Origin of the sequence: Spirillospora sp. NBC_01491 (assembly GCF_036227065.1) — a bacterium.
In the GTDB taxonomy this organism is placed as follows: domain Bacteria; phylum Actinomycetota; class Actinomycetes; order Streptosporangiales; family Streptosporangiaceae; genus Spirillospora; species Spirillospora xylanilytica.
In genome coordinates this window covers 7,138,613-7,164,917 of record NZ_CP109432.1, presented here as the reverse complement: position 1 = coordinate 7,164,917, position 26,305 = coordinate 7,138,613, and the positions used below count along the sequence as shown (strand labels likewise).

Sequence of the window (26,305 nt, the reverse complement as noted above, 5' to 3'; positions counted from 1 at the left end):
CGGGGGCTCGCGGAGTCAGCCGAGTTCGGCGACGGCACGGTGGGCGGCGTCGATGGCGGCGTCGGCGTAGGCGCGGTTCTGCGAGTCGGAGTTGGCGATGGTCACCCGCCCGTACGGCTGGCGGCCGATCACCGAGGGCAGCGGGCCGTCCGGCCAGAACTGCGCCCAGGGACGGCCGTACTCCAGCGCGTAGCCGTGGCCCCAGCGGTTGACCGTGATCCCCTGGATGTCCTGGGCGGGGTCGAAGCCGCCGCCGGACAGCAGCCGGGTGAGCTGGTCGCGGATGGTGCGCTCGTAGGAGGCGAACGGCTTGCCGAACAGCTCCCGGCGGCCCGGTCCGATGCCGCCGCGCGGGTTGGGGTTCGGCTTGGTCGCCATCTGGATCATGTGCACCAGGATCGGCTGCTCGGGGTCCTTGGAGAACTCGTAGCCGCCCATGCTGACCGGGTAGTCGAGCTCGGCGACGCACCACTCACCGCTGAGGAAGCGGGTGTGGCTGATGTGCAGCTTCTCCCACGCCCGCCAGTTGCTCAGCTGGACCATGGTGTAGACCATCGGCAGCTTGGTGCCGAAGAACAGGCCCTCCTTCTGCTCGGTCGGCAGGTCCTGCATGAGGTAGGGGACCATCGTGCCGTAGCAGGCCATCACCACGCCGCCCGCCGTGCATTGATAGACCTTGCCGTCCCGGACGAAGTTGACGTCGACGGTCTTGGAGCCGATGCTGCCGCCGGTGTGCTGGACGCGCACGCACGGCGCGTTCAGCCGGAGCCGCACCTGCTCGCCCGCCACGTCCAGCTTGCTGTAGTCGATCCGAGCGAGGGGCTCCTCGTCGAGGGTGCGGGGCGCGCCGGTGCCGGGGATGAGCCGCCCGAGCAGGAGCTTGCAGACCCCGTTGTTGCCGTCGGGGAAGTGGTAGATGTAGGGCTCGTCGGTGTCCCACTGGAGCTGGACGGTGGGGCCGCAGAACCGGTAGGGCTTGGAGCGATCCAGCTTGAGCCCGGAGAAGCCGGGATAGTCCAGCGCCCAGGAGTCGATGGCGCCGAACGCGTCGATGCCGAACCCCCATTCGTCGCTGGTGTAGGTCTGCATGTAGTCCAGGACCTCCCGCGGCATCCGCGCCACGTCGCGCAGGTACTCCAGATAGGTGAGCCCGACCAGTTTCATCTTCTTCTGCGCGTCACTGAGGCCCGGGAGGTAGTCCTTGGGGTTGTCCTGGAGTTCCAGGAAGGCGGTCTTGGCCGCGGCCGACATCGGCGCGTTCTTCAGCGTCTCGGCGGTCTGCGTGTCGCCGTCCATGACCGCGAGGAAATCGCGGCCGAACTGCTCGTTGGTGAAGAAGTCGGAGTCGTTCAGTTTCCAGCGCTCGTTGAACTTCTGGTCGTAGAACTTCTCGAACTTCTTGGGTTCGATGCCGAGTTCGGCCAGCAGCCCCTTGGCCACCGGGCTCCAGGCCGACGGGGCCTCGATCGACTGCGATCCGCCGTATCCGATGAGCAGCTTCCCGTCGGGGTAGAACTCGTTGCGCCGGGCGTGCCCGCCGAAGTCGTCGTGATTGTCGAGGATGAGCACCGAGGCGCCCGGATGGGCCTTGCGGTAGAAGTAGGCCGCGCTCAGGCCGCTGATGCCGGAGCCCACCACGACCAGGTCGTAGTGCTCGCCGGTCGAGGTGATCGGACGGCTGCCCGACCAGAAGATGCCGTCGCGCAGCTCGTGCGGGATGCGCATCGAGGGGTTGGTGCTGCCGCGCAGGCCGGTCATCGCGGGCGGGTAGGACGGGTTGCCCTGCCCGGCGTAGTTCCAGCCGTTCGGCGGCGTGGTGACCTCGTTGATGCCGCCCCAGGAGCCCGCGGCGCATCCGGAGAGCGCGCCCCCGGCCACCAGCCCGCCCGCGGCCACCGCCATTCCGTCCAGGAAGTCCCGGCGGCTGATCTTCCTGTCCATTCCGAGCTCACGATCAGAATGGACAGGCTTGTACGAATTATCCCCCGACATCGCATCCCCCGATCACAAGCCCCTGAGAAGATCTTCCACACACCGCGCCGGCAAAACAAGCACCGCCGAATGCGGGCGGTTTTGTCCCTGTTCATCGAACCCGATGGGCGATATAGGCTGTTCTGCGACCACGCATTCGACATTCATGGGGAGCGCATGCTCGACGTGCCCGCCGGTCTGACCGCCACGCAGACCAAGTACAACGGCGAAAAGGGACGGGCCTGGGTCGCGGCCCTCCCCGGGCTGACGGCCGGAGCCCTGGACCGCTGGGATCTGCGCGTCGACGGGCCGTCCCGGCACGGCATGGCGGCGCTCGTCCTCCCCGTGCGCCGCGCCGACGGCGCCGAGGCCGTGCTCAAGCTCCAGCTTCTCGACGAGGAGACCGAGAGCGAGCCCGTGGCGCTCCGGCTCTGGGACGGGCAGGGCGCCGTGCGGCTGCTCGACGAGGACCCGGCGGCGGGCGCGCTGCTGCTGGAACGGCTCGACGCCGACCGCACGCTGGCCGCGCTGCCGGGCGACCTCGACGCGCTCCGCGTCCTGACCGGGCTGCTGGCCCGGCTGGTCGCGCTGCCCGCGCCCGCGGGCGTCCGGCGGCTCGCCGACATCGCGCGCGCGATGCTCGCGCAGGTGCCGGACGCCCTCGCCTTCCTGACCGACGACCGGCAGCGGCGCCTGACCGAGGTCTGCGCGGCGGCGGTGACGGACCTGGCGGACGAGCCCGGCGACCGCCTCCTGCACTGGGACCTGCACTACGACAACGTCCTGGCCGGAACGCGCGAGCCGTGGCTCGCGATCGACCCCAACCCGCTGGCCGGCGACCCCGGGTTCGACCTGATGCCCGCCCTGGACAACCGCTGGGACGACATCGTGGCGACCGGCGACGTCGCGCGCGCCGTCCGCCGCAGGTTCGACCTGATGACCGAGGTCCTCGGCCTCGACCGCCGCCGCGCCGCCGGCTGGACGCTGGGCCGCGTCCTTCAGAACACCCTGTGGGACATCGAGGACGGCGAGCCCGGGATGAACGACGTCCAGCTCGCGGTCGGCGAGGCGCTCCTCCCCCGCCTCTGAAGCGAGCGCACGGCCCGCACGGAACCTCCACATCCGGCTGCTTGGATCACCGCATGACGCAACCGAACCCGATCGACTATCTGGACCAGGTCGCCGCCGCGGTGCTCGGCCTGCGCCGCAACACCGCGCGGGCGGTCGAGGCCGGCCGTCTCGGCGCGGCGGCGGGCGAGCGCTGGCTGGACCATCTGTCGAGCGGGCCGTTCCTGGCGACCGCCGCGTTCTTCGTCGTGCTCGCCGAGGCCCCGCACTGACGTCCGCCCGACCGCCGCCCGCGGGCGGCGGGTCAGCGCAGGCTGTGGCGGCCCGGTGAAGAGGGGGAGGGTGAGCGGCGTGTGCAGGCCCGGCGGCGCCTCGGCGACGGCGGGATGGCGTTGACCGGGCGCAGCCACGCCGGGCCGGAGGATCGGCGGGCGGTGGTCCAGCGGCTTGCCGAAGCCGAACGTGCCGACGATCGCCTCGGGCCTGTCCCAGCGGCCGTGGCGCATCACCTCGCTGACCTTGATCGCGTCGATCCGCGGTCAGCCGCGGCCCCTGCCGAGCAGGCGCAGCAGGTCGGGGTCGGTGGCGAACAGCCGGTCGAGCTCGTCGGCGCCCACCCGCTCGGCGAGGATCTGGAGCACGAGGTCCTGGCGGACGTACTCGGCCGCCATCAGCGCGACGGCCGGATCGGCGGTGTAGATGCCCCACGCCTCGCCGTCGCCGAACCCGCCCACGACCGCCTCGCGCCGGTCGCCGACGACCACGATCAAGCGGTAGCCGAGATCCTCCAGCACCGTCTCGGGCGCGGAGAACCGGTGCTCGCGGACGTTTCCGGCGCGGTCCTCCAGCGGGCCCTCCTTGCCAAAGGTGATCACCGACACCTCGACGCCGCGGTCCGCCGCCTCGCGCACCCGCGGGCCCAGCCGGCGGGTCTCCTCGGGCCAGATCGACAGGAACAGGTCGCGGCGGGCACCCGCGATCACGTCCCCGGCGCGGGCCAGCATCGCCTCGGCGTCCTTGAGGTTGTGGATCAGGTGCGCCTCGGGGGCGGCGACGACGGCGGGCAGCGCGGCCTGCAACGCCTCGACGGACCCGTCGAACTCCCGGCGCATCCGGTCGAGCAGCGCGGCGGGCGGCAGCGGCAGGTAGTCGGTGGCGTCGGACGAGCCGCGCACCTCGTAGGCGGCGCCGCGCGCGACGAGCTTGCCGAGCGTCTCGTAGACCGTGCTGCGCGGGACGCCGGAGCGCTTGGCCACCTCGTACCCGTTGACCGGCCGTCCCGCCGCGACGAGCGCGACGTACGCCTTGGCCTCGTACCCGGACATGCCGAGGCGCTGGAGATGGTCCAGGACGTCCCGCGTGCTCACCGCCGTCATGCTACGCGCCGCCGCAGGGCCGGACCGATCAAGGCCGGGAGAGCGCCCGGCGCACCCTCAGGCCGCCCGGACGCCGAGCGCGCCGACGACCCGCAGCCCCGCGCCGCTGGGGTCTCCCGGGCCGGAGCGCGCGGGGGCGGGGTCGCCGCGCCACCGCTGGACGTCGGTGAGGCCGGGATCGAGCAGGGCGAGATCACCGAACAGGGCGCGGATCTCGTCCTCGGGACGGCAGGTCAGCGGCGCGGAGGCCCGCTGGTAGACCTCCTCGACGCTCCGCACGATGTCCGGTTCGGCGGCCGTGCCGGTCGCGTGGGTGATGAGCAGATGCCCGCCCGGGACGATCCGCTCCCGCACCAGTGCGGCGGCCTCGTCGGCCACCGGCGCGCGCACGAAGTGCAGCACGGCGCCAAGGACGAACAGCGCCGGGCGGTCGAGCTCGATCAGCCCGTCGACCTTCTTCAGCAGCTGCTCGGTGTCGTGCAGGTCGGCCTCCAGGACGTGCACGTCGTCGCCGGGCGCGAACGCGCGGTAGTGCGAGGCGACGACCGGGTCGTGGTCGGCCAGGACCACACGGACGCCCCCGGACGCCTCGCGCGCCGCGTCGAGCGTGCTCGGCCGGGTGGGGAGCCCGCCGCCGAGGTCGACGACCTGGCGCACCCCCGACCGGACGGCGGCCCGGACCCCGCGCGCGATCATCCGGCGGTTGGCGACCGCGAGCGGCCCGCTCTGCGGCAGCCGCCGGGCCACCTCCCGCGCGGCGGCCCGGTCGGCCAGATAATTGTCCTTGCCGCCGAGAAAGAAGTCGTACATTCGGGCCACGCTCGGAACGCGCGGATTCAATGCGCCGTACGCGGTGCCGTTCCTGCTCTCACTCATGGCCACCCCGGGAGCCTTCTGCGGCGTACGGGCGTACGCCGCGAGCGCCCCTGCGGGTGGGCGGAACGGAAAACGAAAATGCCGGCCGTGACGCGGCGTCGTTCTCGGGAAGCGTCAGGTCACTGCCAATCATGACAGTGACGCTCCGCTGCGGACAACCATTCAGTCACGCATGACTCGGCTCCGTCAAGCCATTCCCGGAGGACAGCGGCCATGGCGCCCTCCGGAGAATCTGCCACGGCGGCCCACCCTCCGGTCGGGGCGGGGATCGGACGCCCGCCGCCGGGGCGCTACCTTCGAGGGGTGAATCTTGGACTGGACGGCCGCCGGGCCGCGGTCGCGGCGGCGAGCGGCGGCCTCGGCCTCGCCACCGCGCGGGCGCTGATCTCCGAGGGCGCCCAGGTGGCCATCTGCGGCCGCGACCGGGACCGGCTCGCGGCGGCGGCCGGACGGCTCGGCCCCGCGGCCCACCCGATCATCGCCGACGTCGGCACGCCCGAGGGCGCCACCGCGTTCGTCCAGGAGGCGCAGGGCGTGCTCGGCGGGGTGGACGTCCTGGTGACCAACGCGGGCGGCCCGCCGGCGGGCGGTTTCGCCGACACGCCACTGGAGGACTACGCGCCGGCGCTCGACCTCAACCTGCTGTCGGTGGTGGCCATGTGCAAGGCGGCCGTGCCGCCGATGCGGGAACGCGGCTGGGGCCGGGTGGTCGCGATCACCTCGATCTCGGTGCGGCAGCCGATCCCGGCGCTGATCCTGTCCAGCACCGCGCGGGCGGGGGCCACCGGGTTCCTCAAGTCGCTCGCGCTGGAGGTCGCGGGCGACGGCGTCACGGTCAACTCGGTGCTGCCGGGCTCGCAGGCCACCGAGCGGCTGCGGTCGCTGCGCGGCGACGACTGGGACACCGTGGCGGACGAGGTCCCGGCCGGACGGATCGGTGACCCCGACGATTTCGGGGCGTTCGTGGCGTTCCTGTGCTCGCGGCAGGCGCGGCACCTGACCGGCGGCGCCATCCCGGTGGACGGCGGCGAGTACGCCGGGCTGCTCTGACCGGACCGTCCGCGCCCGGTTTCGTCACCTGAGTGACGAACTCCCGCGCCCGGACCTGTGCCCGTCCTCACTTACGATGGCGCGCCATGGCCTCCCCTCTCGCCGGGCTGCGCGCCGAGCAGGCCGCGGACCCGGGCCGGACCCCGCTGGGCCGGCTCGGCCGCGGCCTGTCCCGCGGCGCGCGGATGCTGCCGCGCGCCGTGCCGGGCGTGATCGGCCGCTGACCCGGCCGGGCCCGCGCCCGGCCGGGTCGACACGGAGGGAGGATGACCGGTGGCGGCCAGTGGTCGGCAACTGGTGGTCGGCAACTGGTGGTCGGCGACTGGCGGGTGGTCGGCGGAGAGCGGATGGGTCGGTCGGTGATCGGTGGTGCGCGGCGGGTCAGGCGGCGCCGGCGATGACCCGGCGCTGGAACGGCAGGTAGCGGTCGGCCCGGCGGGGCCGGGCGGGGAGCCCGGTCGGCTCGACCGCGAGGATGCGGTCGAAGCGGAAGGCACGCACGCCGCGCCGCATGCGGCACCAGCCGACCAGGTACCAGTGGTCGCGGTGGACCAGGCAGGTGACGGGCTCCACCTCCCGGATGGTGACGTTGGCGCCGGCGTCGCCATAGCAGAGCCGGACGACCCGGTGCTCGGTGATGGCCGCGGCGACGACGCGCGCGCGGTCGGCGGTCGCGGCGTCGAGCGGGCCGGTGAGGGTGGCCAGGGTGGCGGTGACGACGTCGTCGTGGCCGCCGAGGTCGAGGAGGGTGCGCAGGGCGCGGCGCGCGGTGGTGGCCTGCGGACCGGCGCCCAGGTGCGCCAGGGAGAGCGCCAGCGCGGCGATCTCGGGGGTGCCGAGCTCGGTGTCGTGGTGCGTGGGGACGGCGCCGGCGCGGACGGCCCGGCCGGTGTGGTGCGTCGCAACGTTCGCCATGGTTCGATTATATGTTCGAACACTGACATTGTGGAGGCCGCCGGGCGCTCGGTCGGCCGACCGGTCCCCGATGCCGTCCGCTTGAGCGCACACCCAGGCATACGGAACACTGATGCCTCAACCATGCTCTATCGGGGGATCGGGGGCGACCATGGGCCGACCGGGGAACCGGCCTTGAGCGACGCGGTACCCGGCCGACCGCCGATGGGCCGGGACGAGGTGGACCGCACGCTCGGCCACCTGCGCGACGAGAGGGAGCGGATCAGCTCCGCCCTGCTCGAACTGGAGGCGAACCAGGGGTACCGGATGCTGGAGGGCGCGGCGCTGAGCGGGGAGACGCTGGACGCCCAGGCCGTCGTCCGCGCGCGCATGGCGGCGCTGTGGGCGCTGTTCGACCTGTACGGGGGCGTGCTCGGCGCGGCCGAGGAGCTCCGCGAGCGGCACTCCCGCCCCGGTCAGGCGCAGCTCGCCGAGCTGACCCGCCTCCTGGCCGGGCCGTCGGTGGAGCTGCCCGTCGAGGAGGTGCCGCTGGAGCGACGCACCCTGCTGTCGGCGCCGACCGGCGAGAAGCTGACCCTCCAGGCGACGGTGGCGCGGATGACCCCGCTGTTCGAGGAGGTCGCCCGCAGGATCGCGGCCCTCGACACGGTCTGGTCGGCGCTGCTGTCACGGCTCGCCGCGCTGGACGCCGAGCGCCGGACCGTGTCCGCGCTGCTGGCGTCGCTCGGCGGGACCGAGCCCGAGTTCGACCGGATCGGCGGCGAGATCGACGCGCTGGCCGGCACCGTCCGGTCCGATCCGCTGGCGCTGTCCCGTGACGGCCACGCCGACACCGCCCGGCTGGACGCCGCGGGCGACGACCTGGCCGGGCTGCGCCGCAGGCTGGAAGAGGCCGCGCGGCTGCGCGACGGGTTCGCCGGACGGGTCCGGGCCATCGCCGGGACCGTCGAGCTGGTGCGCGGCACCGAGGCCGCGGCGCGGCGGGTCCGCGCCGAGGTGCTGGTCAAGATCTCCGACCCCGCTCTGCCGGACCCGCCCGACCTGTCGGCGGCGCTAGCCGACCGGCTCGCGGCCGTGTCCGCCTCCGGTGGACGCGGCGACCTCGTCGATCTGGCGGACCGCGTCGCCGGCCTCGAGCGGGCGGCCAAGGCCGCGCTGGAGCAGGCCCGTACCGCGCTCGCGCTCATCCAGGGGCTGCTCGACCGGCGCGACGAGCTGCGAGGACGGCTGGAGGCGTACCAGGTGAAGGCCGCGCGGCTCGGCCACGCCGAAGACGACGAGCTGGCGCGGATCCACGAGGAGGCGCGCATGCTGCTCTGGTCGTCCCCCTGCGACTTACGGAAGGCGACTGTGACGCTGTCCGGCTATCAGCAGGCCATCTCATCACGGGCGAAGGGACCGGGACGATGAACCAATGCACCGCCCCTGGCTGTACGGGAACCGTTGAGGACGGCTACTGCGTCATATGCGGCATGTCGGCCAGCGCGAGTCCGCCGCCCACGGGAAACGCCACCGGATCCCCTGCTGGAGGCCCCGCCGGCCCCCCAGGACCGGGCGCGTGCACCCAACCGGGCTGCGGCGGAGCGATACAGGACGGCTACTGCGACGTCTGCGGCTCAGCCGCGGCGGCACCGGCGCCAGCACCGGCCTCGGGCCACGCCCCAGGGGGCGCGTCCCCAGGGGCGGGCTCGCCCGGTGCGTGCCGGCACGCCGGCTGTTCGGGAACCGTCGTGGACGGCTACTGCGACCGCTGCGGCCTCGCCCCGCCGGTCCGTCCGTCCAGCACACCGTCGAGCACGCCGTCCGGAGGCACCTCGGGCAGCGTCCCGTCCGGCAGCTTCGCGCGCGGCAGCTTCGCGACGGGCAGCGCCGGCACGGGCAGCACGCGGACGGGCTCCTCTCGGTCGTCCGGCCGCCGCGGCATGCTCGGCGCCGGCCTGGTCGAGGTGCCGCGCGTCCCCTACCGGGACCCGTCCACCGCCGTCATGCAGAACCCGCAGGTCGCCGAGAACAGGCGCCATTGCAGCAACTGCGGCGAGCAGGTGGGCCGCGGCCGGGGCGACCGTCCCGGACGGACCGAGGGGTTCTGCCCCAAGTGCGGCTCCGCGTTCTCGTTCACGCCCAAGCTGGCGGCGGGCGACCTGCTCGGCGGCCAGTACGAGGTGCTCGGCTGCCTGGCGCACGGCGGCCTCGGCTGGATCTACCTGGCCAAGGACCGCAACGTGTCCGACCGCTGGGTGGTCCTGAAGGGCCTGCTCGACAGCGGCGACGCCGACGCGATGGCCGCCGCCGCGGCCGAGCGGGCGTTCCTCGCCGAGGTCGAGCACCCCAACATCGTCAAGATCTACAACTTCGTCCAGCACGCCGGCGACGGCTACATCGTGATGGAGTACGTCGGCGGGCAGTCGCTCAAGGAGATCCTGCTCCAGCGGCGCCGCGAGCTCGGCCAGGACGCGCTGCCCGTCGGCCAGGCGATCGCGTACGCCCTGGAGGTGCTCCAGGCGTTCGGCTACCTGCACGCGCAGGGGCTGGTCTACTGCGACTTCAAGCCCGACAACATCATCCAGTCGGAGGAGCAGCTCCGGCTGATCGACCTGGGCGGGGTGCGGCGCCTGGACGACCCGGACGGCGCGATCTACGGGACGGTCGGCTACCAGGCGCCCGAGATCGCCGACGCCGGGCCGTCGATCAGCTCCGACCTCTACACGGTCGGCCGCGCGCTCGCCGTGCTGAGCTTCTCGTTCAAGGGCTACACCAACACCTACGCCGCCAGCCTGCCGCCGCGCGCGGAGGTGCCGCTGCTGGCCCGGTTCGAGTCGCTCGACCGGTTCCTGCGCCGCGCCACCCACACCGACCCGGCGCAGCGGTTCCACGACGCGGCCGACATGGCCGACCAGCTCACCGGCGTGCTGCGGGAGGTGCTCGCCGCCGAGGACGGGTACCAGCGGCCCGCGCCGTCCGGGCTGTTCGGGCCCGAGCGGTTCGTGTCGGGCGCCGCCGGGACCGGCGCCGACGGCGACGCCGACCTCCCCCTGCCGCCCATCACGCCACCGCTGGCCGCCACCGCGCTGCCGGTGCCGCTGGTCGACGGCGGCGACCCCGCCGCCGGGTTCCTCGCCGGGCTCACCGCGCTGGAGCCCGCCGAGCTCGCCGCGGCGATCGCGGGCGCGCCGCAGCAGACCACCGAGGTGCGGCTGACGCTGGCCCGGGTCCGGATCGAGCTCGGCTCGTTCGCCGAGGCCCGCGCGCTGCTCGACGAGGTCGAGGCCGACCGTCCCGACGACTGGCGGATCGCGTGGTACCGGGCGGTGTCGCTGCTCGCCGAGGGCCGGCTCGCCGAGGCCGGGCCGCTCTTCGACCGGCTGTACGGGCTGCTCCCGGGGGAGGCCGCGCCCAAGCTGGGCCTGGCGTACTGCCGCGAGCAGCAGGACCCCCGGGAGGCGGCCCGCCTGTACGAGACCGTCTGGCGGACCGACCAGGGCTACATCAACGCCGCGTTCGGGCTCGCCCGCGTGCACCTGGCCGCGGGCGACCGGGCCTCGGCCGTGGCGGTGCTCGACTCGGTGCCGAAGATCTCGATCCGGTTCGTCCCGGCCCAGGTCGCCGCGGTGTCCACCGCCGTGCGCGGCCGGCACCCCGGCGAGCTGACCGCCGCCGAGCTGGTCGGCGCGGGCACCCGGCTGGACGGGCTCGGCCTGGAGGGCGCGCGGCGCGACCGGCTGGCCGCCGAGGTACTGGAGGCGGCGCTCAACTGGGTGCTGCTCGGCCCCGCCCACGCCGGCAACCCGCAGGGCGGCGCGCTGCTCGGCGCCCCGCTCAGCGAGACCCCGCTCCGCCGCCGCCTGGAGGAGACCTACCGGGCGCTCGCCCACTACACCCACGACCGGGAGGAACGGCGGCTGCTCATCGACTCCGCCAACGCCGTCCGCCCGCGGACCCTGCTATGACGGAGGACCCCAGCGTGACCAAGCCGGCGGAGCTGTCGTGTCCCATCTGCACCGAGGTGGTGTACGCGGGTGAGGACTTCTGTGAGGCGTGCGGGCACCGCCTGAACGAGGACGCCCCCAGCCCGCCGCCCGAGGGGTTCAGTCCTCCGCCACGCGAGGGCCTCACCATGAAGACGACCCCGTCGGCCCGTACGGCCGGCCATGAGGCCGCGTCCTCGCGGGCGTGCACGGGGTGCGGCCAGAAGGCGATCGACGCGGACGGCTACTGCGAGCACTGCGGGCTGCGCCAGCCCGCCGAGCGCGACCACATCGAGATCGAGCTCCCGGGCCCCGGAACGGGACCGGGCGGGGACGGCGCCGCGAAAGCGCCGGCCGCCGCGGGCGCGAGCGACCGCGGCAAGCGCTACAGCCGCAACGAGGACGCCATCGCCCTGGCCGTCCACGCACAGGGCGTCGCCGCCGTGGTGTGCGACGGGGTCGGCTCCTCGCCGCACCCCGACGACGCCTCCCGCGCGGCGGCCGACACGGGCGTCGCCGAGCTGGTCGCGCTGCTGGAGGCGGGCGAGGACCCCGAGAGCGCCACCCGCGCGGCGGCACTCAGGGCCGCCGAGGCCGTGGCGGCGCTGGCGCCGTCCCCGTCCGAGTCGCCCTCCTGCACGTACGTGTCGGCGGTGACCGGGCCCGGATCGGTGACCGTCGGCTGGATCGGCGACAGCCGCGCCTACTGGCTCTCCCCCTCCCCCGACGGCGGGGCCGCGACGGAGGCCGGCACGGAGAGCGGCGGGGGCGGCGAGGGCGACGACGGCCCCGACACCGCCGAGTTCGCCCTGTCCGAGGACACCGAGGACGTGACCGAGCTCGGGCCGCCGCGCCAGCTCACCGACGACGACTCCTGGGCGGCGATCATGGTCGCGCAGGGCGCACTGACCGAGGCGGAGGCCGAGGCGCACCCGAACGCGCACGTGATCACCGCCTGGCTGGGCGCGGACGCCGACGAGATCAGGCCGCACGTCCGCACCTTCACCCCCGGCGGTCCCGGCACCCTGCTGGTGTGCAGCGACGGCCTGTGGAACTACTTCCCGGCGGCCGAAGACCTGGCGGCCCTGCTGACCGGCCCGGCGGGCGATCCGGCGGGCGATCCCCTGGGGACGGCGCGGACTCTGGTGCAGCACGCCCTGAACGCGGGCGGCCGAGACAACGTCACAGTGGCTGTGATCCCTTTCCCGGGCGCCTCCCCACTCCCGACACCGAGCACGGAGCATGACCGATGAGCGAGCAGCCGCAATTCACCATCAGGGTCGATCAGAACAAGTTCCTGCCCGAGGGCGGGCGCGAGGTCCACGCCATCGTCTCGGTCGAGTCGACCGGCGGCCCGCCCACGGCCGCCCGGCCGGCCGCGGCGGCGGCCGAGGTGATCATCATCGACACCTCCGGGTCGATGTCCTATCCCGACGCCAAGCTGCACGCGGCGATCGCCGCCGCGCAGGCCGCGATCGACACTCTGCGCGACGGGGTGAACTTCGCGGTCGTCTCGGGGGCCAACTCGGCCTCCATGGTGTTCCCGGCCCAGCCCGCCCTCGTGCCCGCCGACGCGAACTCGCGCGCGATGGCCAAGCGTGAGCTGAGCCGGCTCAAGGCGCAGGGCGGGACGGCGATCGGCTCGTGGCTGCGGCTGGCCGACCAGCTCTTCGACGCGCACCAGCACGGCATCCGGCACGCGATCCTGCTGACCGACGGCAAGAACCAGCACGAGTCGGCCGAGGAGCTCGACGCCGTGCTCGCACGCTGCACCGGCCGGTTCGTCTGCGACTGCCGCGGCATCGGCACCGACTGGGAGGTCGCCGAGCTGCGCAAGGTGTCGTCGGCGCTGCTCGGCAGCGTGGGCCTGGTCGCCGACCCCAGGGACCTGGTCGCCGACTTCCAGGCGATGACCGAGGACGCGATGGGCAAGGCGGTCGCCGACGTGTCGCTGCGCGTGTGGACGCCGCAGACCGCCAAGCTGCGCTTCGTCAAGCAGGTGATGCCCTCGGTCGAGGACCTGACCGCCCGCCGCACCGAGTCGGGCCCGCAGGCGGGCGACTACCCGCTCGGCGCGTGGGGCACCGAGAGCCGGGACTACCACATCTGCGTCGAGGTCCCGGCGGGCGAGGTCGGCAAGGAGCTGCGCGCCGCCTGGGCGAAGCTGGTCGTGCCGGGCGGCCCCGGCCGGCCCGAGCAGGTGCTCGCCACCGGCAACGTGCTGGCCCTGTGGACCGACGACGAGGTCCAGTCCACCCGGATCAACCCGCGCGTCGCGCACTACACCGGCCAGACCGAGCTCGACTCGGCGATCCAGGAGGGGTTGCAGGCCCGCAAGGACGGCGACCTCGACACCGCGACCGCGCGCCTCGGCCGGGCCGTGGTGCTGGCCGACGAGGTGGGCAACGAGGCGATCACGACGCTGCTCCGCAAGATGGTGGACGTCGTCGACCTCGCCACCGGCACCGTCCGGCTGAAGAAGAACGTCGACAAGGCCGACGAGATGTCGCTGGACACCACCTCCAGCAAGACGGTGCGGACGCGCAAGGGCGAGGGCTGAGCATGGCCACCTGTCCAGCAGGCCACAGCTCCGCGGCCGACGACTACTGCGACGTCTGCGGCGAGCGGATCGGCGGCGCACCCGCCCCCGCCGTCCCGCCCGGTGCGTCGCCGAACGTCGGCGTGAACACCGTCACGCTCCCGAACGCGGCGAACGGCGGCGACATCTGCCCCGACTGCGGGACGCCCGCGAGCGACCGCTTCTGCGAGGAGTGCGGCTACGACTTCGCCACCGGCGGAGGCAAACCCACTGCGCTCCCGACGCCCCCTCCCCCACCACCCGCACCCCCGGCCCCGGCTCCCGTTCCGCCGCCCGCCCCCGTATCCACGCCAGCCCCAGCCCCAGCCCCTGGCCCGGTCCCCACACCGCCGCCACCTCCGGCACCGGCGCAGGCGCAGGGCGGCGGTGCCGAGGGCGGAGCGTGGGTGGCGGTGGTGAACGCGGACCGCGGCTACTACGAGGCGATGCTCGTGGAGAACGAGACGGACGCCTCGGAGATCCCGTTCCCCCCGTACTGCCCCGAGCGGCGCATTCCGCTCGTCGGCGCGCAGGTGCGGATCGGGCGCCGCAGCTCGTCCCAGAACTCCGTGCCCGAGATCGACCTGCGCGAGGCGCCCGAGGACCCCGGCGTGTCGAAGACGCACGCCGTGCTGCTCTACCGTCCTGACCGCGGCTGGGTCCTGGTCGATCCGGGCTCCCTCAACCGGACGTGCCTGAACGGTTCGATCGAGCCCATCCCGCTCAACGTGGAGATCCCGGTCGGCGACGGCGACCGCGTCCATGTGGGCGCCTGGACCACCATCACGCTCAGGAGAGGCGAGGCGACATGACGGCCGTGCCCCAGGCCCCGGCGGTACCTCCCCCCGCACCCCCGCCCGGCGCCGTGTCGCCCGGCGGCACTCCGCCCCCGCCCGCGCGGGCCGCGCAGGCCGCCGTCCGGCGACGCACGGCGGCCAAGCCCCCGACCGGAGTCGCCCGGCTCCTCCCGCGCACCGTCGCGGGACGGGTCCGGGCGTTGACCGGGCTGACGGGGATCGTGCTGGCGGCCGTCCTGGTGATCGTCTGGGTGGCGATCGGCAACGCCCGCGACGGCGTGCGGGTGATCGGCGACGACGCCGGCCCCCAGGTCGTCAAGACCAGCCGCCTGTACTACAAGCTCACCGAGATGGACGCCCAGCTCGCCAACGCGCTGCTGATCGGCCGGCCGCAGGGCCCGGTCGACGAGCGCAAGAAGGCGCTGGACGGGTTCGACGACAACCGGCGGCAGGCGGGCGCGGCGCTGCTCGAGGCGTCCAGGCTGGCCGACGAGGACACCGAGAAGAAGACCGCGCAGGACCTGCTGGACGCCCTCGGCCGGTACGAGTGGCTCGCGGGCCAGGCCATCCTGCTCGACCAGGGGTCCCCCGACGCCCGGCCCACGCACGCCGCGGGCCCCCCGAAGCTCCCGGTGATCAAGCGCTACCGGCAGGCGACCGAGCTGATGAAGCTCGACCTGCTGCCCAAGGCCTACAACCTGACCCTCGACAACGGCACCCTGGTCCGCCACACCTACGAGGCCAAGCGCGGCGCGGTGCAGACCGGCCAGGTGTGGACGCTGGTCATCGGGCTGCTGCTGCTGGCGATCCTGGTCGGTTTCCAGGTCTTCCTGACCGCTCGCTTCCGGCGCCTGCTGAACCCCGCGCTCGCGCTGGCGACCGTCGGCACCCTGGTGCTGGTCGGGGCGAGCTGGGCCGTGCTGGCCGGGCAGGCCGACCATCTCCGCAAGGCCAAGGAGGACGGGTTCGACTCGATCCTCGCGCTCTGGCGGGCCCGCTCCATCAGCAACAGCGCCAACGCCGACCGGACCCGATACCTGATCGACCCCGAACTCGCCGACACCTACGAGCAGGTCTACTTCAGCAAGTCCCAGACCGTCCTCTACCTCAAGGCCGAGAGTCTCACCGCCTACAACCAGGCGCTGCAGGGCCTGCGGCCGGGCAAGGACGAGCAGCTGCCGATCAAGGGCTTCCTCAAGAACGAGGAGGCGCACTCCTCGCTGCCGGAACAGCACGCCGCGTTCCTCAAGGTCATCAACGACTACCGCGCGTTCCAGCAGAGCGACCGCGACCTCAGGAACCTGGTGGAGAGCGAGGAGCGGCTGAGCTCGCCGACCGCGGCGCGGACGAAGGCGGTCGCGTCGCGGAGCGCGGCGGCCGATGACTTCGCCGCCTACGACCGGTCGATGCAGAAGCTGATCAACATCCACGACGGGGCGTTCACGGGGGCCGTCGACGCCGCCAAAGGCGGGACCGGCGGCTGGCACGCCGTGCTGCCCGTGGCGGGGCTGGTCATCTTCGCGCTGGTCCTGATCGGCGTGCGGCCCCGCCTGACCGAGTACCGGTGAGGCCGAGATGAGGGAGCCGACCATGCGAGCACGCCTGACCGGGTCCGCCGCGCTGGCCGCGGCGGTGCTCCTCGCCGCGGGCGCCTGCGGCGTCGCGGGCGCCGAGAGCTCGATCACCGCCAAGGACGAGCTGGTCGTCGGGGTCAATCCCGACCAGCCGGGCGTCGGTCTGAAGGCCCGGAACGGCGACTACGTGGGCTTCGACCCCGACATCGCCCGCGCGGTCGCCAAAAGGCTCGGCGGGCCCGCGAAGAAGCTGCGGTTCAAGGCGGTGACCTCCGAGACCCGCGAGCGGATGCTCAAGGACGGCGACGTCGACATGGTGGTGGCCAGCTACTCCATCACGCCGGACCGCAAGGCGGACGTGACGTTCGCCGGGCCCTACTACGTCGCCCACCAGGACATCCTCGTCCGCGCCACCGACGCCGCCTCCGTCCCGGACGTGCGCGGCCTCGAGGGCAAGAGCCTGTGCGAGGTCCCGGGCTCGGTCTCGTTCCCCCGAGTCAAGAAGGAGCGGGGGGTGCCGGTGCGGCCGGTGAGGGCCGCGAAGGGCTACGGCGAGTGCTTCGACCTGCTGGCGCAGAAGAAGGTCTTCGCGGTGTCCACCGACGACCTGATCCTGGCCGGGCAGGCGGCGCGGGTGGCCAAGGGCGAGGCCCCGGGCCCGGAGCTGAAGATCGTCAACGCGCCGTTCTCGGAGGAGCCGTACGGCATCGGGGTCCGGAAGGGCGACATCGACGGCTGCGAGAAGATCAACAAGGCCATCACGGAGCTCTACCAGCAGACGGCGGCCGGGCGGGACAGCGAGGCGGTGACGCTGCTGAAGAGGTGGTTCGGCCCCGCCCATCTCAACACCACCTCCACCGTCCCCCAGTTCGAGGGCTGCGACTGACCTCCCGGGAACTCCCGAGACCCCCGGGCGACGCGCTGCGACCGGGTCGCGACGGGCGGCGACCGCGCGGTGCGGATGAGACCGGGTGGTCACTGAGATCAGTCGGTTACGTAAGTGCCGGTCGGCGCCGGTGATCGTAAGTTATGGTCGCGATCGAAACCGTTCCGGTGATCACCCGGCCCCTCGAGGAGTGCCATGACGACGGTCATCCTGGTGGTGATGTGCGTCGTGGTCGGGGCGCTGGAGCTGTACGCCGGGAGGCAGAGCAGGGACCAGGCGCGCGCCTTCGTCCGCCGGATCGACGAGCTGAACGAGCAGGTCACCAAGCAGAACAGCGTGCTGGTCACGGTGGGCGAGCAGCTCACCGCCGAGCTGGCGAAGGTGAAGCGGGACGTGCTGCCCGCGCTCGACTCGCGGCTGCGGCACAACTCCGGGCAGGTCGAGGAGCTGGCCGGGCTGGTGCACCAGGCGGACGGGTTCCTGCGCACCCAGGCCGGACGGCTGCACGACCTCGAACAGCAGCGGATCACGCTGGCCGCGCTGCGCCGCAAGCTGTCAGAGGTCGAGACGTCGGTGCGCGCGGTCACCCGCGACGGCGCCGGCGAGGTCGAGGACAAGGTCGACACGGCGCTGGAGCGGCTGTCCGACCTCGAACGCGGCGGCGGCGAGATCCTGGAGCTCCAGCGCACCCTGACCCGTACGCTGGAGGACGTCGAGGACGTCGTCGCCGAGCTGCTCCAGTACACCGAGGGCGAGCTCGACGACGCGGTCGCCACCGCGCTCGCCGGACGGCCCCGGACGGGCGACGACGGCACGGCGGTGACCGCGACCGGGCGGCTGTGGACGCGCGACGGCCGGCTCGACGACATCCTCACCGACATCTACGAGCGGTGCGTGCGCGCCAACCGGCTGAACGTCAGGTTCCGCACGGCCGAGGGCCCCGGCGACACCACCGGCGACTCCCCCGAACGCCGCCGCTACTTCCTCGGCGGGATGCGCGCCGAGGACCTCACCGGGGCCTTCACCGCGCTGCTCATCTCCACCGGCGCCGACCTGCCGCACAACGGCGGCGGCCTCGCCCGCGACCGCCCGCCGCTGCCTCCCGGCCTCGGCCCGGTGCGGGGCCCCGAGGACGAGGCGGCGCTGAAGGCGCTGCTGCGCACGCTGCACGAGAGCAGCGGCGCGGTCGCGCAGATCGGCCCGCTGATGGCCGTGCGCACCCGTGACGAGCTCCTGTGCGCCGTGCTGTCGGCGGGGCAGTCGCTGGAGCTGGAGAGCGACGAGGTCTTCTGGGACCCGGCCGCGGCCGGCGACCGGCTCCGCCGCCTGCCCTCCCATCAGCTCTGGGACCTCACCGGCTGGGCCGCGGCCCCGTAGGCCCGTACGGTGCGTTCGGTGGGCGCGCCGATGCGCACGAACACCGGGCAGGCGACGGCGCGCGTCACCGGGTCGGCCTCCGCGCACAGGCCGATGCCCGCGGCGCGGTCGAGGAACACCACGTTCTCCACCGCCCGCGCCGCCCGCACCGCGTACGGGACCGAGTCGGAGTCGCCGGTGTCGAACAGCTCCTCGAAGATGAGCCGGCGCGCGTACCGCACCAGCCCGGCGGCGTCCACCACGCGGCTGCCGATCGCGGCCGACGGCCCGGCGATGACGATGCCGAAGCTCGGGTCCTCCCGGCCGCGCACGTAGATCTCCCGGTCGGGCTCCAGACCGCGGCGCCGGGCGGGCAGGTGCAGGCCGAACCCGGAGCCGCCGTCGAGGAACGCGGGCGGGCCGAACCCGTCCGGCCCCGGTGTGCCGGCCGACACCCGCAGCGCCCCGCCCGGCACGTTCCAGCCGGGGAGGTAGACGCCGAGACCGCGGACCAGGAGCCGCCAGACCGGGCGTCCCGTCACATCGGGCGCGAACTCGCCGCGGGCGCCCCGCGCGCCGCCCGCCGGTCCGGGCCGCGGCCCCGTCCCGGGCCCCTCCGCGCCGTCCATGCCCAACATCATCCGGCGCCCGTGGCGCGCGCACAAGGTCATGGGCACAACACCCCCGCGGCGGGGGACGGCCTACCGTGCGGCCCCTGCGCGCGGGGGTTCGGGTCGGCTACGGTGAAGGTCACCGGATCATGACGAGGGTGCGGCCATGAACATGCAGGACATGATGGTCTTCCGCGACTCCGGGTCGCGGACCGTCGACAAGTACCTGATGTCCCATGAGGGACGGGTCATCGCGGTCCGGCGGCACCCGGCGGTGCTGATGTACCCGGTCGCGGTGGTGCTCGGCGGCCTGGTCCTGTGCGGGGTCGCGGGCGTGCTGGTCGGGCTGATCTGGATCTGGTGGCTGTGGCTGCTGACGCTGGGCCTCCTGCTCTGGAAGGTGATCGCCTGGTCGATGGAGTTCTTCCTGGTCACCGAGCATCGGGTGATGGTGATCAGCGGCGTGCTCAACCGCGACGTGGCGATGATGCCGCTGGCCAAGGTCACCGACATCGCGCTGGAGCGCTCGGTGCTCGGCCGGATGCTCGGCTACGGCGAGTTCGTCATGGAGTCGGCCGGGCAGAAGCAGGCGCTCCGCAACGTGGGGTTCATGCCCTACCCTGAGCAGCTCTACCTGGAGGTCTCCTCGGTCATCTTCGGAGCCGAGGAGGAGTCCCCGGACTGACCGGGCGTTCCGTCCCGTCCGGTCACCACGCGGTTCCGGATGGGCCGGTTATTGCGGACCGGCCGGCGAGTCCATCAGGTCATGAACGGATTCTCCGAGGCGCGGCTCGGCCGCCTGCACGAGGTCATGGCCGCGCATGTCGCCCGCGAGCGCGTGCCCGGACTGGTCACCCTGCTCGCCCGGGGCGAGGAGGTGCACGCCGGCGCGACCGGCGCGCGGTCCTTCGGCGGAGCGCCGATGAGCCGCGACTCGATCTTCCGGATCAGCTCGATGAGCAAGCCGGTCACGGCCGCGGCGGCGCTGATCCTGATCGAGGAGTGCCGGCTCCGACTCGACGAGCCGGTCGACCGGCTGCTGCCCGAGCTGGCCGATCGCCGGGTGCTGCGCCGTCCCGACGGCCCGCTCGAGGACACCGAGCCCGCCCGGGCGCGTGGGCCCGCGCCCCGCGTTCCCGGACGGCGCGGCCGGGCCGGTCTCGACGGCCGACGACCAACTGGCGTTCGCCCGGATGCTGCTCGGCAAGGGCCGGTACGGCACCGAGCGGATCCTGTCGCGGCGGTCGGTCGAGCTGATGACCACCGGGCAGCTCACCCCGGCGCAGCGCGCGCGGGAGTTCGGCGACGCGCGTGACTGGGACTTCGGCGTCTCGGTCGTCACCCGCCGCGACACCCTGTCGGCGACGCCCGGCGCGTACGGCTGGGACGGCGGCTACGGCACGAGCTGGCAGTCCGACCCCGCCGAGGACCTGATCGCGATCCTGATGACGCAGCGCTTGCAGTACCCGGCGCACAACCCCGTCTACCAGGACTTCTGGACCTGCGCCTACCAGTCGCTCGACCGCTGACCCCAGCGCCGCGGCGCCGAGGACGGGGCGGCGGTCACGAGTCGAAACCCAGGCCGAAGCGGTCGAGGGCGCGCAGCCACAGCCCGCGGCGGCCCGCGTTGCGGTCGGCGCGGGCCATCTCGCGGCGGGTCAGCTCGATCACCCCGTAGCGGAGCGGCTCGGGCGGGAACGGGACCGGCTTGGAGCGGACCATCTCCAGACGGGTGCGCTCGGTCTCCTCCCCCGGGGCCAGGCCGACGCCGAGGAGGTCGAGCATGACGTCGGCGCCGAAGCGGGTCGCGCCGACGCCGAGCCCGGTGTAGCCCGCCGCATAGGCGAGCCTGCGGTCGTGCGCCGAGCCGTAGAAGGCGCAGAAGCGCGTGCAGGTGTCCACCACGCCGCCCCACGCGTGGCTGAAGCGGATCCCTTCGAGCTGCGGGAACGTGGTGAAGAAGTGCCGCGCGAGGGTGGCGAACGTGGCCGGCCGGTGCTCCAGCCCGGGGCGCAGCCCGTTGCCGAAATGGTAGATCGCGTCGTAGCCGCCCCACACGATCCCGCCGTCCGCCGTCAGCCGGTAGTAGTGGAACTGGTTGGCGCTGTCGCCGAGCCCCTGCCGGTGCCGCCATCCGATCGCCGCGCGCTGCTCCGCCGAGAGCGGCTCGGTCACCAGCGCGTAGTCGTACACCGGCACCAGGTAGCCGCGCAGCCGCCTGAGCAGCGACGGGAACGCGCCGGAGGCGAGCGCGACGCGGTGCGCGGTGACCGAACCGGACGCCGCGGCGAGATGCAGCGGCCCGGCTCCGGCTCCGGCCCAGCGTCCGCGACGTCCGCCCAGGGCTCCTCCGCCTCTGGCGGGCTCGGCGCGGAGGCCCGTCACCCGGGTGTTCTCGTGGATGCGGACGCCGAGCGCGCGGCACGCGTCCGCGAGGCCCCAGGCGAGCTTGGCCGGATGCAGCATCGCGACGCTGTCGCGGTCCCACAGGGCGCCCAGGTACGTGGGCGAGGCGACCTCGGCGCGGGCCCCCTCGGCGCTCAGCAGCATCGGCTGCCAGCCGAGCTCGAACGCGATCTCGGCCTCCTCGGCAAGGGCGGGGAGGTGCCACTCCTCGGTCGCGACGCTCATCTCGCCGGTGAGCTCCCACTCGGCGTCGATCCGGTGCCGTCGCAGCGTGTCGCCGATGGCCCGCAGGTTGTCCCAGCCGAGCCGCTCCAGATCGGGCATGTCGTCCGGCCAGCGCTCCAGGCCGTTGCGGAGCCCGTGGGTGAGGCTCGCCGAGCAGAACCCGCCATTGCGGCCGGACGCGGCGCCGCCGATCCGGCCGGCCTCCAGCAGCACCACGTCGAGCGACGGGTCGCGCTCCTTGGCCATCAGCGCCGTCCAGAGCCCGCCGTAGCCGCCGCCGACGACGGCGAGGTCACAGGTCACCGCGCCGGACAACGCGGGCGACGGGGCCGGACGGGCCGGATCGTCCAGCCAGAACGGCGCCGGCTCGGCCTCGGCGAGCGCCTTCACCACGTCCACGATGTTCCTCTCCCCCGTGTGTCCGGAATCAGCATCCCGTCCGGGCAAAGCCCACGCGCTCGCCCTCGCTCACCGCTCACCGGCCGCTCGCGCCGCGGGTCAGCGGCGGCGCGCGGCGCGGCGGGCCAGCACCACCGCGATCACGATGCCGACCATGAAGATCAGCGTGCCCATCACGTTGACCTGCGGCGGCGTCCCGGTCCTGGTCGAACCGTAGATCCACAGCGGGAACGTGACAGTGGCGCCGCCGGTGAAGCCGGTGATGACGACGTCGTCGATCGAGAGCACCAACGCCAGCAGCGCCCCCGCCGCCACCCCCGGCCTGAGCATCGGCAGCGTGACCAGCCGGAACCGGGTCCACGGGCCGGCTCCGAGGTCCCGCGCGGCCTCGTCCACCGAGGGGTCCAGCCCGGCCGCCCTGGCCCGGACGGTCACCGCCACGAACGCCACCGAGAACATCACATGCGCGGCCAGGACGGTCGGATAACCGCGCGGCAGGCCGAAGGTGACGAACATCGACAGCAGCGAGGCGCCCATCACCAGTTCCGGGCACGCGATCGCCATGAGCAGGAGCAGGGTCGCCGCGCCCCGGCCGCGAAACCGGTACCGGCCGAGGGCGAGCCCGGCCAGGGTGCCGAGCACGGTGCTGATCGCGGTGCTGAACAGCGCGATGGTCAGCGAGTTCAGCACCGCCGTGGTGAGGTCGGCCTTGTCGAACAGGTGGGTGTACCACCTGAGCGTGAACCCCTCCCAGCGGAAGTTCTGCCGGCTTCGGGTGTCGTTGAACCCGAAGAGGACCATGACGGCGATCGGCAGCACCAGCCACGCGATCAGCGCCAGCGTGTAGACCCGCAGAACGCGGGGCCCGGTCCGGGCGGGGGCACCGGTCATCGGCGCGCCGCCTCCAGCGCGCTCCCGGCGCCGAGGGCGCGCGCGTACGCGAAGACACCCAGCAGCAGCATCGCCATCAGCGTGAACGACAGCGCCGACGCGAGCGGGTAGGCGCTGTTGTCGAAGTACTCGGCCTGGATCACGTTCCCGATCATGGTGTTCCGCGGGCCGCCCAGCACCTCGGCGTTGACGTAGTCGGCCGCGACCGGGACGAACGTCATGACCACCCCGGCGAGCACGCCCGGCAGCGACAGCGGCAGCACGATCCGGGCGAACGCCCGGACCCGGCCCGCGTACAGGTCGCGGGCCGCCTCCACCACGCGCGGATCGATCCGTTCGAGCGCGACGTAGATCGGCAGCACCATGAACGGCAGGAAGCCGTAGGTGAGCCCGGACACCACCGCGAAGCCGGTGTCGAGGACGTGGAACCCGTCCGGCAGCAGCCCGTGGTCGCGCAGCGGGCCGAGCACGGGCCCGTTGTCGGTCAGCACCAGCTTCCACGAGATCGTCCGCAGCACGAACGACACGAAGTACGGCAGCAGGAGCAGGAAGAGGTAGGTCGACTTGGCACGGCCGCCGTGGAACGCGATCCAGTACGCCGCCGGGTAGGCCAGCGCGGCGCACGCGGCCGTGGCCAGCAACCCGTACCAGAGGGACCGCACGAACTTGTCGCCGTAGGTGCCGAGGCCGTCGGTGTAGTTCTGCCAGTGGAAGGTCTGCTGGAAGCCGTCGACGAGGTTCCCCGTCTGCAACGACAGCGACGCCATCAGCACCAGCGGCACCGCGAGGAACGCCAGCAGCCACAGCCCGGACGGCAGGACCAGCAGGTAGGGCGTGAGGCTCCGCGCCTCGCCGTGCCCGTCCTCGTCCCCTCTCCCGGCGCGGCGCATCAGGAGCCCTTGGCGATCGGTTCGAAGATCTTCTGGTACTCCGCCTCCTCGGCCGGCGCGAGCCGCCGGTAGCGCCGCAGCCGCGCCAGCTCGGCCTCGGACGGGAAGACCAGCGGGCTCGCGCTCAGCCGCTCCAGGTCGGCCCGCTCCCCGCCGCGCGCCGCCGCCGCGTCCCGCGCGATGAGGGGCCGGGTCGCCGGGACGGGCGTGATGTAGTTGATGAACTCGGTCAGCGGCGCGTTGTTCTCCGGCGCGTACAGCCAGTCCATCAGCTCCAGCGCGTCCACCGGGTGCTCGGCGGTCCTCGGGACGCACAGGTTGTCGGTCCAGATCGTGCCGCCCTCGCGGGGCACCACGAACCTCACGTCGGGCCCGGCCATGCTGTAGGCGTCGCCCGACCAGGCCATCGTCATCCAGACCTCGCCCTTGCTGACCGCGTCGATGTAGTCCTGGTTGTAGTACTTGCGGACGATCCCGTCGTCGCGCTGCCGGCGCAGCCGCGCGCCGGCCCTCGCCCAGTCGGCCGGGGTCGACCGCTCGGGGTCGATGCCGAGCGCGAGCATCCCGAAGCTGCCGAGCTCCTGCGAGTCGGCCATCATCCCGACCCGTCCCTTGTACTCGGGGTCGAAGAGCTGCGCGATACCGGTGATCTCCTCCTTCACGTACCGGGTGTTGTAGGCGATGCCGGTGATGCCCGAGACGTACGGGACGGTGAAGGCGTTGCCCGGGTCGTAGGACGGGTTCTTGAACCCGGCCGCCGCGTTGGCCGCGAAGGTCCGCAGCCGGGTGTGGTCGAGCGGCGCCAGGTAGCCGAGCCGGCGGCACCTCTCCAGCTGGATGCCGTTGGTCATGACCATCAGGTCGAATCCGATCGACTGCCCGGCGGCGAGCGGCGCCTGGATCTTGCCGAACCACGGCGCGGTCTCCTCGATGACCTCCTTGTAGGTCACCTCGGTCCCGGTGGCCTTCTCGAACGCCTTGAGCGTGGCGCGGTCGTCCTGCATGTAGCCGGGCCAGTTGGCCCAGCTCAGCCTCCCGGCCCTGGTCTTGTCCCGCCAGAACTCGCGGACGTCGCCCGTGGTGACCGTCTCCTTGCCGCCCTGCCCCTTCACCCCGCAGGCGGCGAGGGCGAGCGCGGCGCCCCCCGCGCCCAGCAGCCGCAGGACGTCGCGGCGGGGGCGGGTGAGGCCGCGCAGCAGGGCGGGGTCGATCTCGCTCACGTGGCTGCTCCGATGGCGTAGGAGTGGCGCGGGTCCCACGACAGCCAGACGGCGTCCCCCCGAACGGCGATCTCGTCGGCCGACGTGGCGTTCTGGAGGAAGGCGACCACGTCGGCGCCGGTCGCGGTGGCGACGCTGTAGCTGGTCGAGGTGCCCTGGTAGACGACCTCGGTGACGGTGCCGCGGACCCGGCAGAGCGCGTCGCCGTCCGGCGCGTCCGGGCCGATCCCGATCTTCTCGGGACGGACGGTCAGCTCCAGCCGTTCCCCGGCCGCGACCGTGAGCCCGGACCGCAGCGGCACCGAGATCCGCCCGGCCGGCCCGTACCGCAGGACCGCGCGGTCGGCGGTGACCTCGGCGACCTCGCCGGACAGCAGGTTGGAGGTGCCGATGAACCCGGCGGTGAACCGGGTCGCGGGATGCTCGTAGACCTCGCGCGGGGTGCCGAGCTGCTCGATCCGCCCCTCGTTCATGACCGCGATCCGGTCCGACATGGTCAGCGCCTCGCCCTGGTCGTGGGTGACGTGGACGAAGGTGACCCCGACCTCGCGCTGGATCCGCTTCAGCTCGACCTGCATGGCCTGGCGGAGCTTGAGGTCGAGCGCGCCGAGCGGCTCGTCCAGCAGCAGCGCGCGCGGCCGGTTGACCAGGGCGCGGGCGAGCGCGACCCGCTGCTGCTGCCCGCCCGACAGCTCAGCGGGCCGCCGCCGCTCCCGGCCGGTCAGGTCGACGAGCTCCAGCATCGCCCCGACCCGGTCGGCGATCTCGCGCTTGGCCGCGCCGCGCCGCCGCGGCCCGAACGCCACGTTCTCGAAGACGTTCATGTGCGGGAACAGCGCGTAGGACTGGAACACCATGTTGACGTCGCGCCTGTCCGCGGGCACCCCGGTGACGTCGCGTCCCTGCAACCGGATCGCGCCCGCCGTCGGGGCCTCGAACCCGGCGACCAGGCGCATGGTGGTCGTCTTGCCGCAGCCGGACGGCCCGAGCAGCGAGAAGAACTCGCCCTGCGCGATCGCCAGATCGAGCCCGCGCACGGCGGTCACGTCCGCGCCCCTCGCGCGGTAGGTCTTCCGGACGCCGACCAGCTCGATGGCGGGGGGCGCGGACCCGTCCGGCGCGGCGTCCGCACGGACCCCGGAATGGCGCGTCACGGTCATGGGGCCACCCGTTCAGGAGCCGATGCGGTGCATGACGTACTCGATCCGCGTGCGGTCCGCGTCGTCACCGCCGATGAAGCCGCGCAGCCCG

At 73.4% G+C, this 26,305-nt stretch carries 25 protein-coding genes and 1 pseudogene; 15 read left to right on the top strand and 11 right to left on the bottom strand.

Features of this window, described 5'->3' with window-relative positions; all coding sequences use genetic code 11:
* Positions 1 to 15 precede the first annotated feature (15 nt).
* Entirely contained in the window at positions 16 to 1,941 is a 1,926-nt protein-coding gene (locus OHA34_RS33345) for an NAD(P)-binding protein (RefSeq protein WP_329519909.1), read from the bottom strand.
* 207 nt (positions 1,942 to 2,148) lie between these two features.
* On the opposite strand from OHA34_RS33345, the gene OHA34_RS33340 reads away from it, so the two are divergent.
* Together OHA34_RS33340 and OHA34_RS33335 are read left to right on the top strand one after the other, a co-directional pair.
* The gene (locus tag OHA34_RS33340; RefSeq protein ID WP_329519908.1) at positions 2,149 to 3,060 is read left to right on the top strand and encodes an aminoglycoside phosphotransferase family protein; all 912 of its coding nucleotides are present in this window, start codon (positions 2,149 to 2,151) and stop codon (positions 3,058 to 3,060) included.
* A gap of 53 nt (positions 3,061 to 3,113) precedes the next feature.
* Positions 3,114 to 3,311, top strand: a complete 198-nt coding sequence (locus OHA34_RS33335; protein ID WP_329519907.1) for a hypothetical protein — start codon at positions 3,114 to 3,116, stop codon at positions 3,309 to 3,311.
* 267 nt (positions 3,312 to 3,578) lie between these two features.
* On the opposite strand, the gene OHA34_RS33330 is transcribed toward OHA34_RS33335, so the two are convergent.
* Together OHA34_RS33330 and OHA34_RS33325 are read right to left on the bottom strand one after the other, a co-directional pair.
* Positions 3,579 to 4,415 carry a TrmB family transcriptional regulator gene (locus OHA34_RS33330; protein ID WP_329519906.1) on the bottom strand — a complete coding sequence of 279 codons (837 nt, stop codon included), beginning with the start codon at positions 4,413 to 4,415 and terminating at the stop codon, positions 3,579 to 3,581.
* 57 nt (positions 4,416 to 4,472) lie between these two features.
* Positions 4,473 to 5,291, bottom strand: coding sequence for an SAM-dependent methyltransferase (locus OHA34_RS33325; protein WP_329519905.1), 819 nt, complete (start codon positions 5,289 to 5,291; stop codon positions 4,473 to 4,475).
* Between the two features lie 303 nt (positions 5,292 to 5,594).
* Here OHA34_RS33325 and OHA34_RS33320 point away from each other — a divergent pair, with 303 nt between their 5' ends.
* Both OHA34_RS33320 and OHA34_RS33315 read left to right on the top strand, forming a co-directional pair.
* Positions 5,595 to 6,341 (top strand): SDR family oxidoreductase, encoded by a 747-nt coding sequence (locus tag OHA34_RS33320; RefSeq protein ID WP_329519904.1) that lies wholly within the window; start codon positions 5,595 to 5,597, stop codon positions 6,339 to 6,341.
* 86 nt (positions 6,342 to 6,427) lie between these two features.
* Positions 6,428 to 6,565 carry a hypothetical protein gene (locus OHA34_RS33315; RefSeq protein ID WP_329519903.1) on the top strand — a complete coding sequence of 46 codons (138 nt, stop codon included), beginning with the start codon at positions 6,428 to 6,430 and terminating at the stop codon, positions 6,563 to 6,565.
* Positions 6,566 to 6,722: 157 nt separating this feature from the next.
* Here the strand turns inward: OHA34_RS33315 and OHA34_RS33310 are convergent, their stop codons facing one another.
* Positions 6,723 to 7,256 (bottom strand): helix-turn-helix transcriptional regulator, encoded by a 534-nt coding sequence (locus OHA34_RS33310; RefSeq protein ID WP_285937356.1) that lies wholly within the window; start codon positions 7,254 to 7,256, stop codon positions 6,723 to 6,725.
* A 174-nt stretch (positions 7,257 to 7,430) separates the two neighbouring features.
* Between OHA34_RS33310 and OHA34_RS33305 the strand changes: the two genes are divergently transcribed.
* Entirely contained in the window at positions 7,431 to 8,666 is a 1,236-nt protein-coding gene (locus OHA34_RS33305) for a hypothetical protein (protein WP_329519902.1), read from the top strand.
* A 328-nt stretch (positions 8,667 to 8,994) separates the two neighbouring features.
* On the opposite strand, the gene OHA34_RS33300 is transcribed toward OHA34_RS33305, so the two are convergent.
* Positions 8,995 to 9,141, bottom strand: a complete 147-nt coding sequence (locus OHA34_RS33300) for a hypothetical protein (protein WP_285937359.1) — start codon at positions 9,139 to 9,141, stop codon at positions 8,995 to 8,997.
* A 37-nt stretch (positions 9,142 to 9,178) separates the two neighbouring features.
* Between OHA34_RS33300 and OHA34_RS33295 the strand changes: the two genes are divergently transcribed.
* The 7 genes from OHA34_RS33295 to OHA34_RS33265 all read left to right on the top strand — a co-directional run bounded on the left by OHA34_RS33295 (position 9,179) and on the right by OHA34_RS33265 (position 18,433).
* Complete coding sequence (locus OHA34_RS33295) at positions 9,179 to 11,203, top strand: serine/threonine-protein kinase (RefSeq protein ID WP_285937360.1); 2,025 nt, start codon at positions 9,179 to 9,181, stop codon at positions 11,201 to 11,203.
* A 14-nt stretch (positions 11,204 to 11,217) separates the two neighbouring features.
* Entirely contained in the window at positions 11,218 to 12,474 is a 1,257-nt protein-coding gene (locus tag OHA34_RS33290; RefSeq protein WP_329519901.1) for a PP2C family protein-serine/threonine phosphatase, read from the top strand.
* Positions 12,471 to 13,781, top strand: a complete 1,311-nt coding sequence (locus OHA34_RS33285) for a vWA domain-containing protein (protein WP_285937362.1) — start codon at positions 12,471 to 12,473, stop codon at positions 13,779 to 13,781. The genes OHA34_RS33290 and OHA34_RS33285 overlap by 4 nt, the downstream gene beginning before the upstream one ends.
* A gap of 2 nt (positions 13,782 to 13,783) precedes the next feature.
* A complete protein-coding gene (locus OHA34_RS33280; protein WP_329519900.1) occupies positions 13,784 to 14,611 on the top strand; it encodes an FHA domain-containing protein in 828 nt (275 codons plus the stop codon).
* Positions 14,608 to 16,164 carry a hypothetical protein gene (locus tag OHA34_RS33275; RefSeq protein WP_329519899.1) on the top strand — a complete coding sequence of 519 codons (1,557 nt, stop codon included), beginning with the start codon at positions 14,608 to 14,610 and terminating at the stop codon, positions 16,162 to 16,164. Before OHA34_RS33280 ends, OHA34_RS33275 begins: the two co-directional genes overlap by 4 nt.
* Before the next feature lie 22 nt (positions 16,165 to 16,186).
* Entirely contained in the window at positions 16,187 to 17,056 is an 870-nt protein-coding gene (locus OHA34_RS33270; RefSeq protein ID WP_329519898.1) for a glutamate ABC transporter substrate-binding protein, read from the top strand.
* Positions 17,057 to 17,251: 195 nt separating this feature from the next.
* Positions 17,252 to 18,433, top strand: a complete 1,182-nt coding sequence (locus tag OHA34_RS33265; protein ID WP_285937366.1) for a hypothetical protein — start codon at positions 17,252 to 17,254, stop codon at positions 18,431 to 18,433.
* On the opposite strand, the gene OHA34_RS33260 is transcribed toward OHA34_RS33265, so the two are convergent.
* Positions 18,394 to 19,041 (bottom strand): hypothetical protein, encoded by a 648-nt coding sequence (locus OHA34_RS33260; RefSeq protein WP_285937367.1) that lies wholly within the window; start codon positions 19,039 to 19,041, stop codon positions 18,394 to 18,396. The two genes, OHA34_RS33265 and OHA34_RS33260, sit on opposite strands and share 40 nt — an antisense overlap.
* Positions 19,042 to 19,189: 148 nt before the next feature.
* Here OHA34_RS33260 and OHA34_RS33255 point away from each other — a divergent pair, with 148 nt between their 5' ends.
* The 3 genes and pseudogenes from OHA34_RS33255 (at position 19,190) to OHA34_RS33245 (ending at position 20,552) form a co-directional block, all read left to right on the top strand.
* Positions 19,190 to 19,708, top strand: a complete 519-nt coding sequence (locus OHA34_RS33255; RefSeq protein WP_285937368.1) for a PH domain-containing protein — start codon at positions 19,190 to 19,192, stop codon at positions 19,706 to 19,708.
* Between the two features lie 39 nt (positions 19,709 to 19,747).
* Positions 19,748 to 20,020 (top strand): annotated as a pseudogene (locus OHA34_RS33250) (serine hydrolase); the annotation flags it as partial.
* Between the two features lie 118 nt (positions 20,021 to 20,138).
* The gene (locus tag OHA34_RS33245; RefSeq protein ID WP_329519897.1) at positions 20,139 to 20,552 is read left to right on the top strand and encodes a serine hydrolase; all 414 of its coding nucleotides are present in this window, start codon (positions 20,139 to 20,141) and stop codon (positions 20,550 to 20,552) included.
* 34 nt (positions 20,553 to 20,586) lie between these two features.
* Here OHA34_RS33245 and OHA34_RS33240 read toward each other — a convergent pair whose 3' ends face one another.
* The 5 genes from OHA34_RS33240 to OHA34_RS33220 form a co-directional block, all read right to left on the bottom strand.
* Positions 20,587 to 22,053, bottom strand: coding sequence for an NAD(P)/FAD-dependent oxidoreductase (locus OHA34_RS33240; RefSeq protein WP_329519896.1), 1,467 nt, complete (start codon positions 22,051 to 22,053; stop codon positions 20,587 to 20,589).
* A 99-nt stretch (positions 22,054 to 22,152) separates the two neighbouring features.
* Positions 22,153 to 22,944, bottom strand: a complete 792-nt coding sequence (locus OHA34_RS33235) for an ABC transporter permease (RefSeq protein ID WP_329519895.1) — start codon at positions 22,942 to 22,944, stop codon at positions 22,153 to 22,155.
* The gene (locus OHA34_RS33230; protein ID WP_285937372.1) at positions 22,941 to 23,834 is read right to left on the bottom strand and encodes an ABC transporter permease; all 894 of its coding nucleotides are present in this window, start codon (positions 23,832 to 23,834) and stop codon (positions 22,941 to 22,943) included. The genes OHA34_RS33235 and OHA34_RS33230 overlap by 4 nt, the downstream gene beginning before the upstream one ends.
* Positions 23,834 to 25,054, bottom strand: coding sequence for a polyamine ABC transporter substrate-binding protein (locus tag OHA34_RS33225; RefSeq protein ID WP_329519894.1), 1,221 nt, complete (start codon positions 25,052 to 25,054; stop codon positions 23,834 to 23,836). The genes OHA34_RS33230 and OHA34_RS33225 overlap by 1 nt, the downstream gene beginning before the upstream one ends.
* The gene (locus OHA34_RS33220; protein WP_329519893.1) at positions 25,051 to 26,214 is read right to left on the bottom strand and encodes an ABC transporter ATP-binding protein; all 1,164 of its coding nucleotides are present in this window, start codon (positions 26,212 to 26,214) and stop codon (positions 25,051 to 25,053) included. Before OHA34_RS33220 ends, OHA34_RS33225 begins: the two co-directional genes overlap by 4 nt.
* Positions 26,215 to 26,305 lie beyond the last annotated feature (91 nt).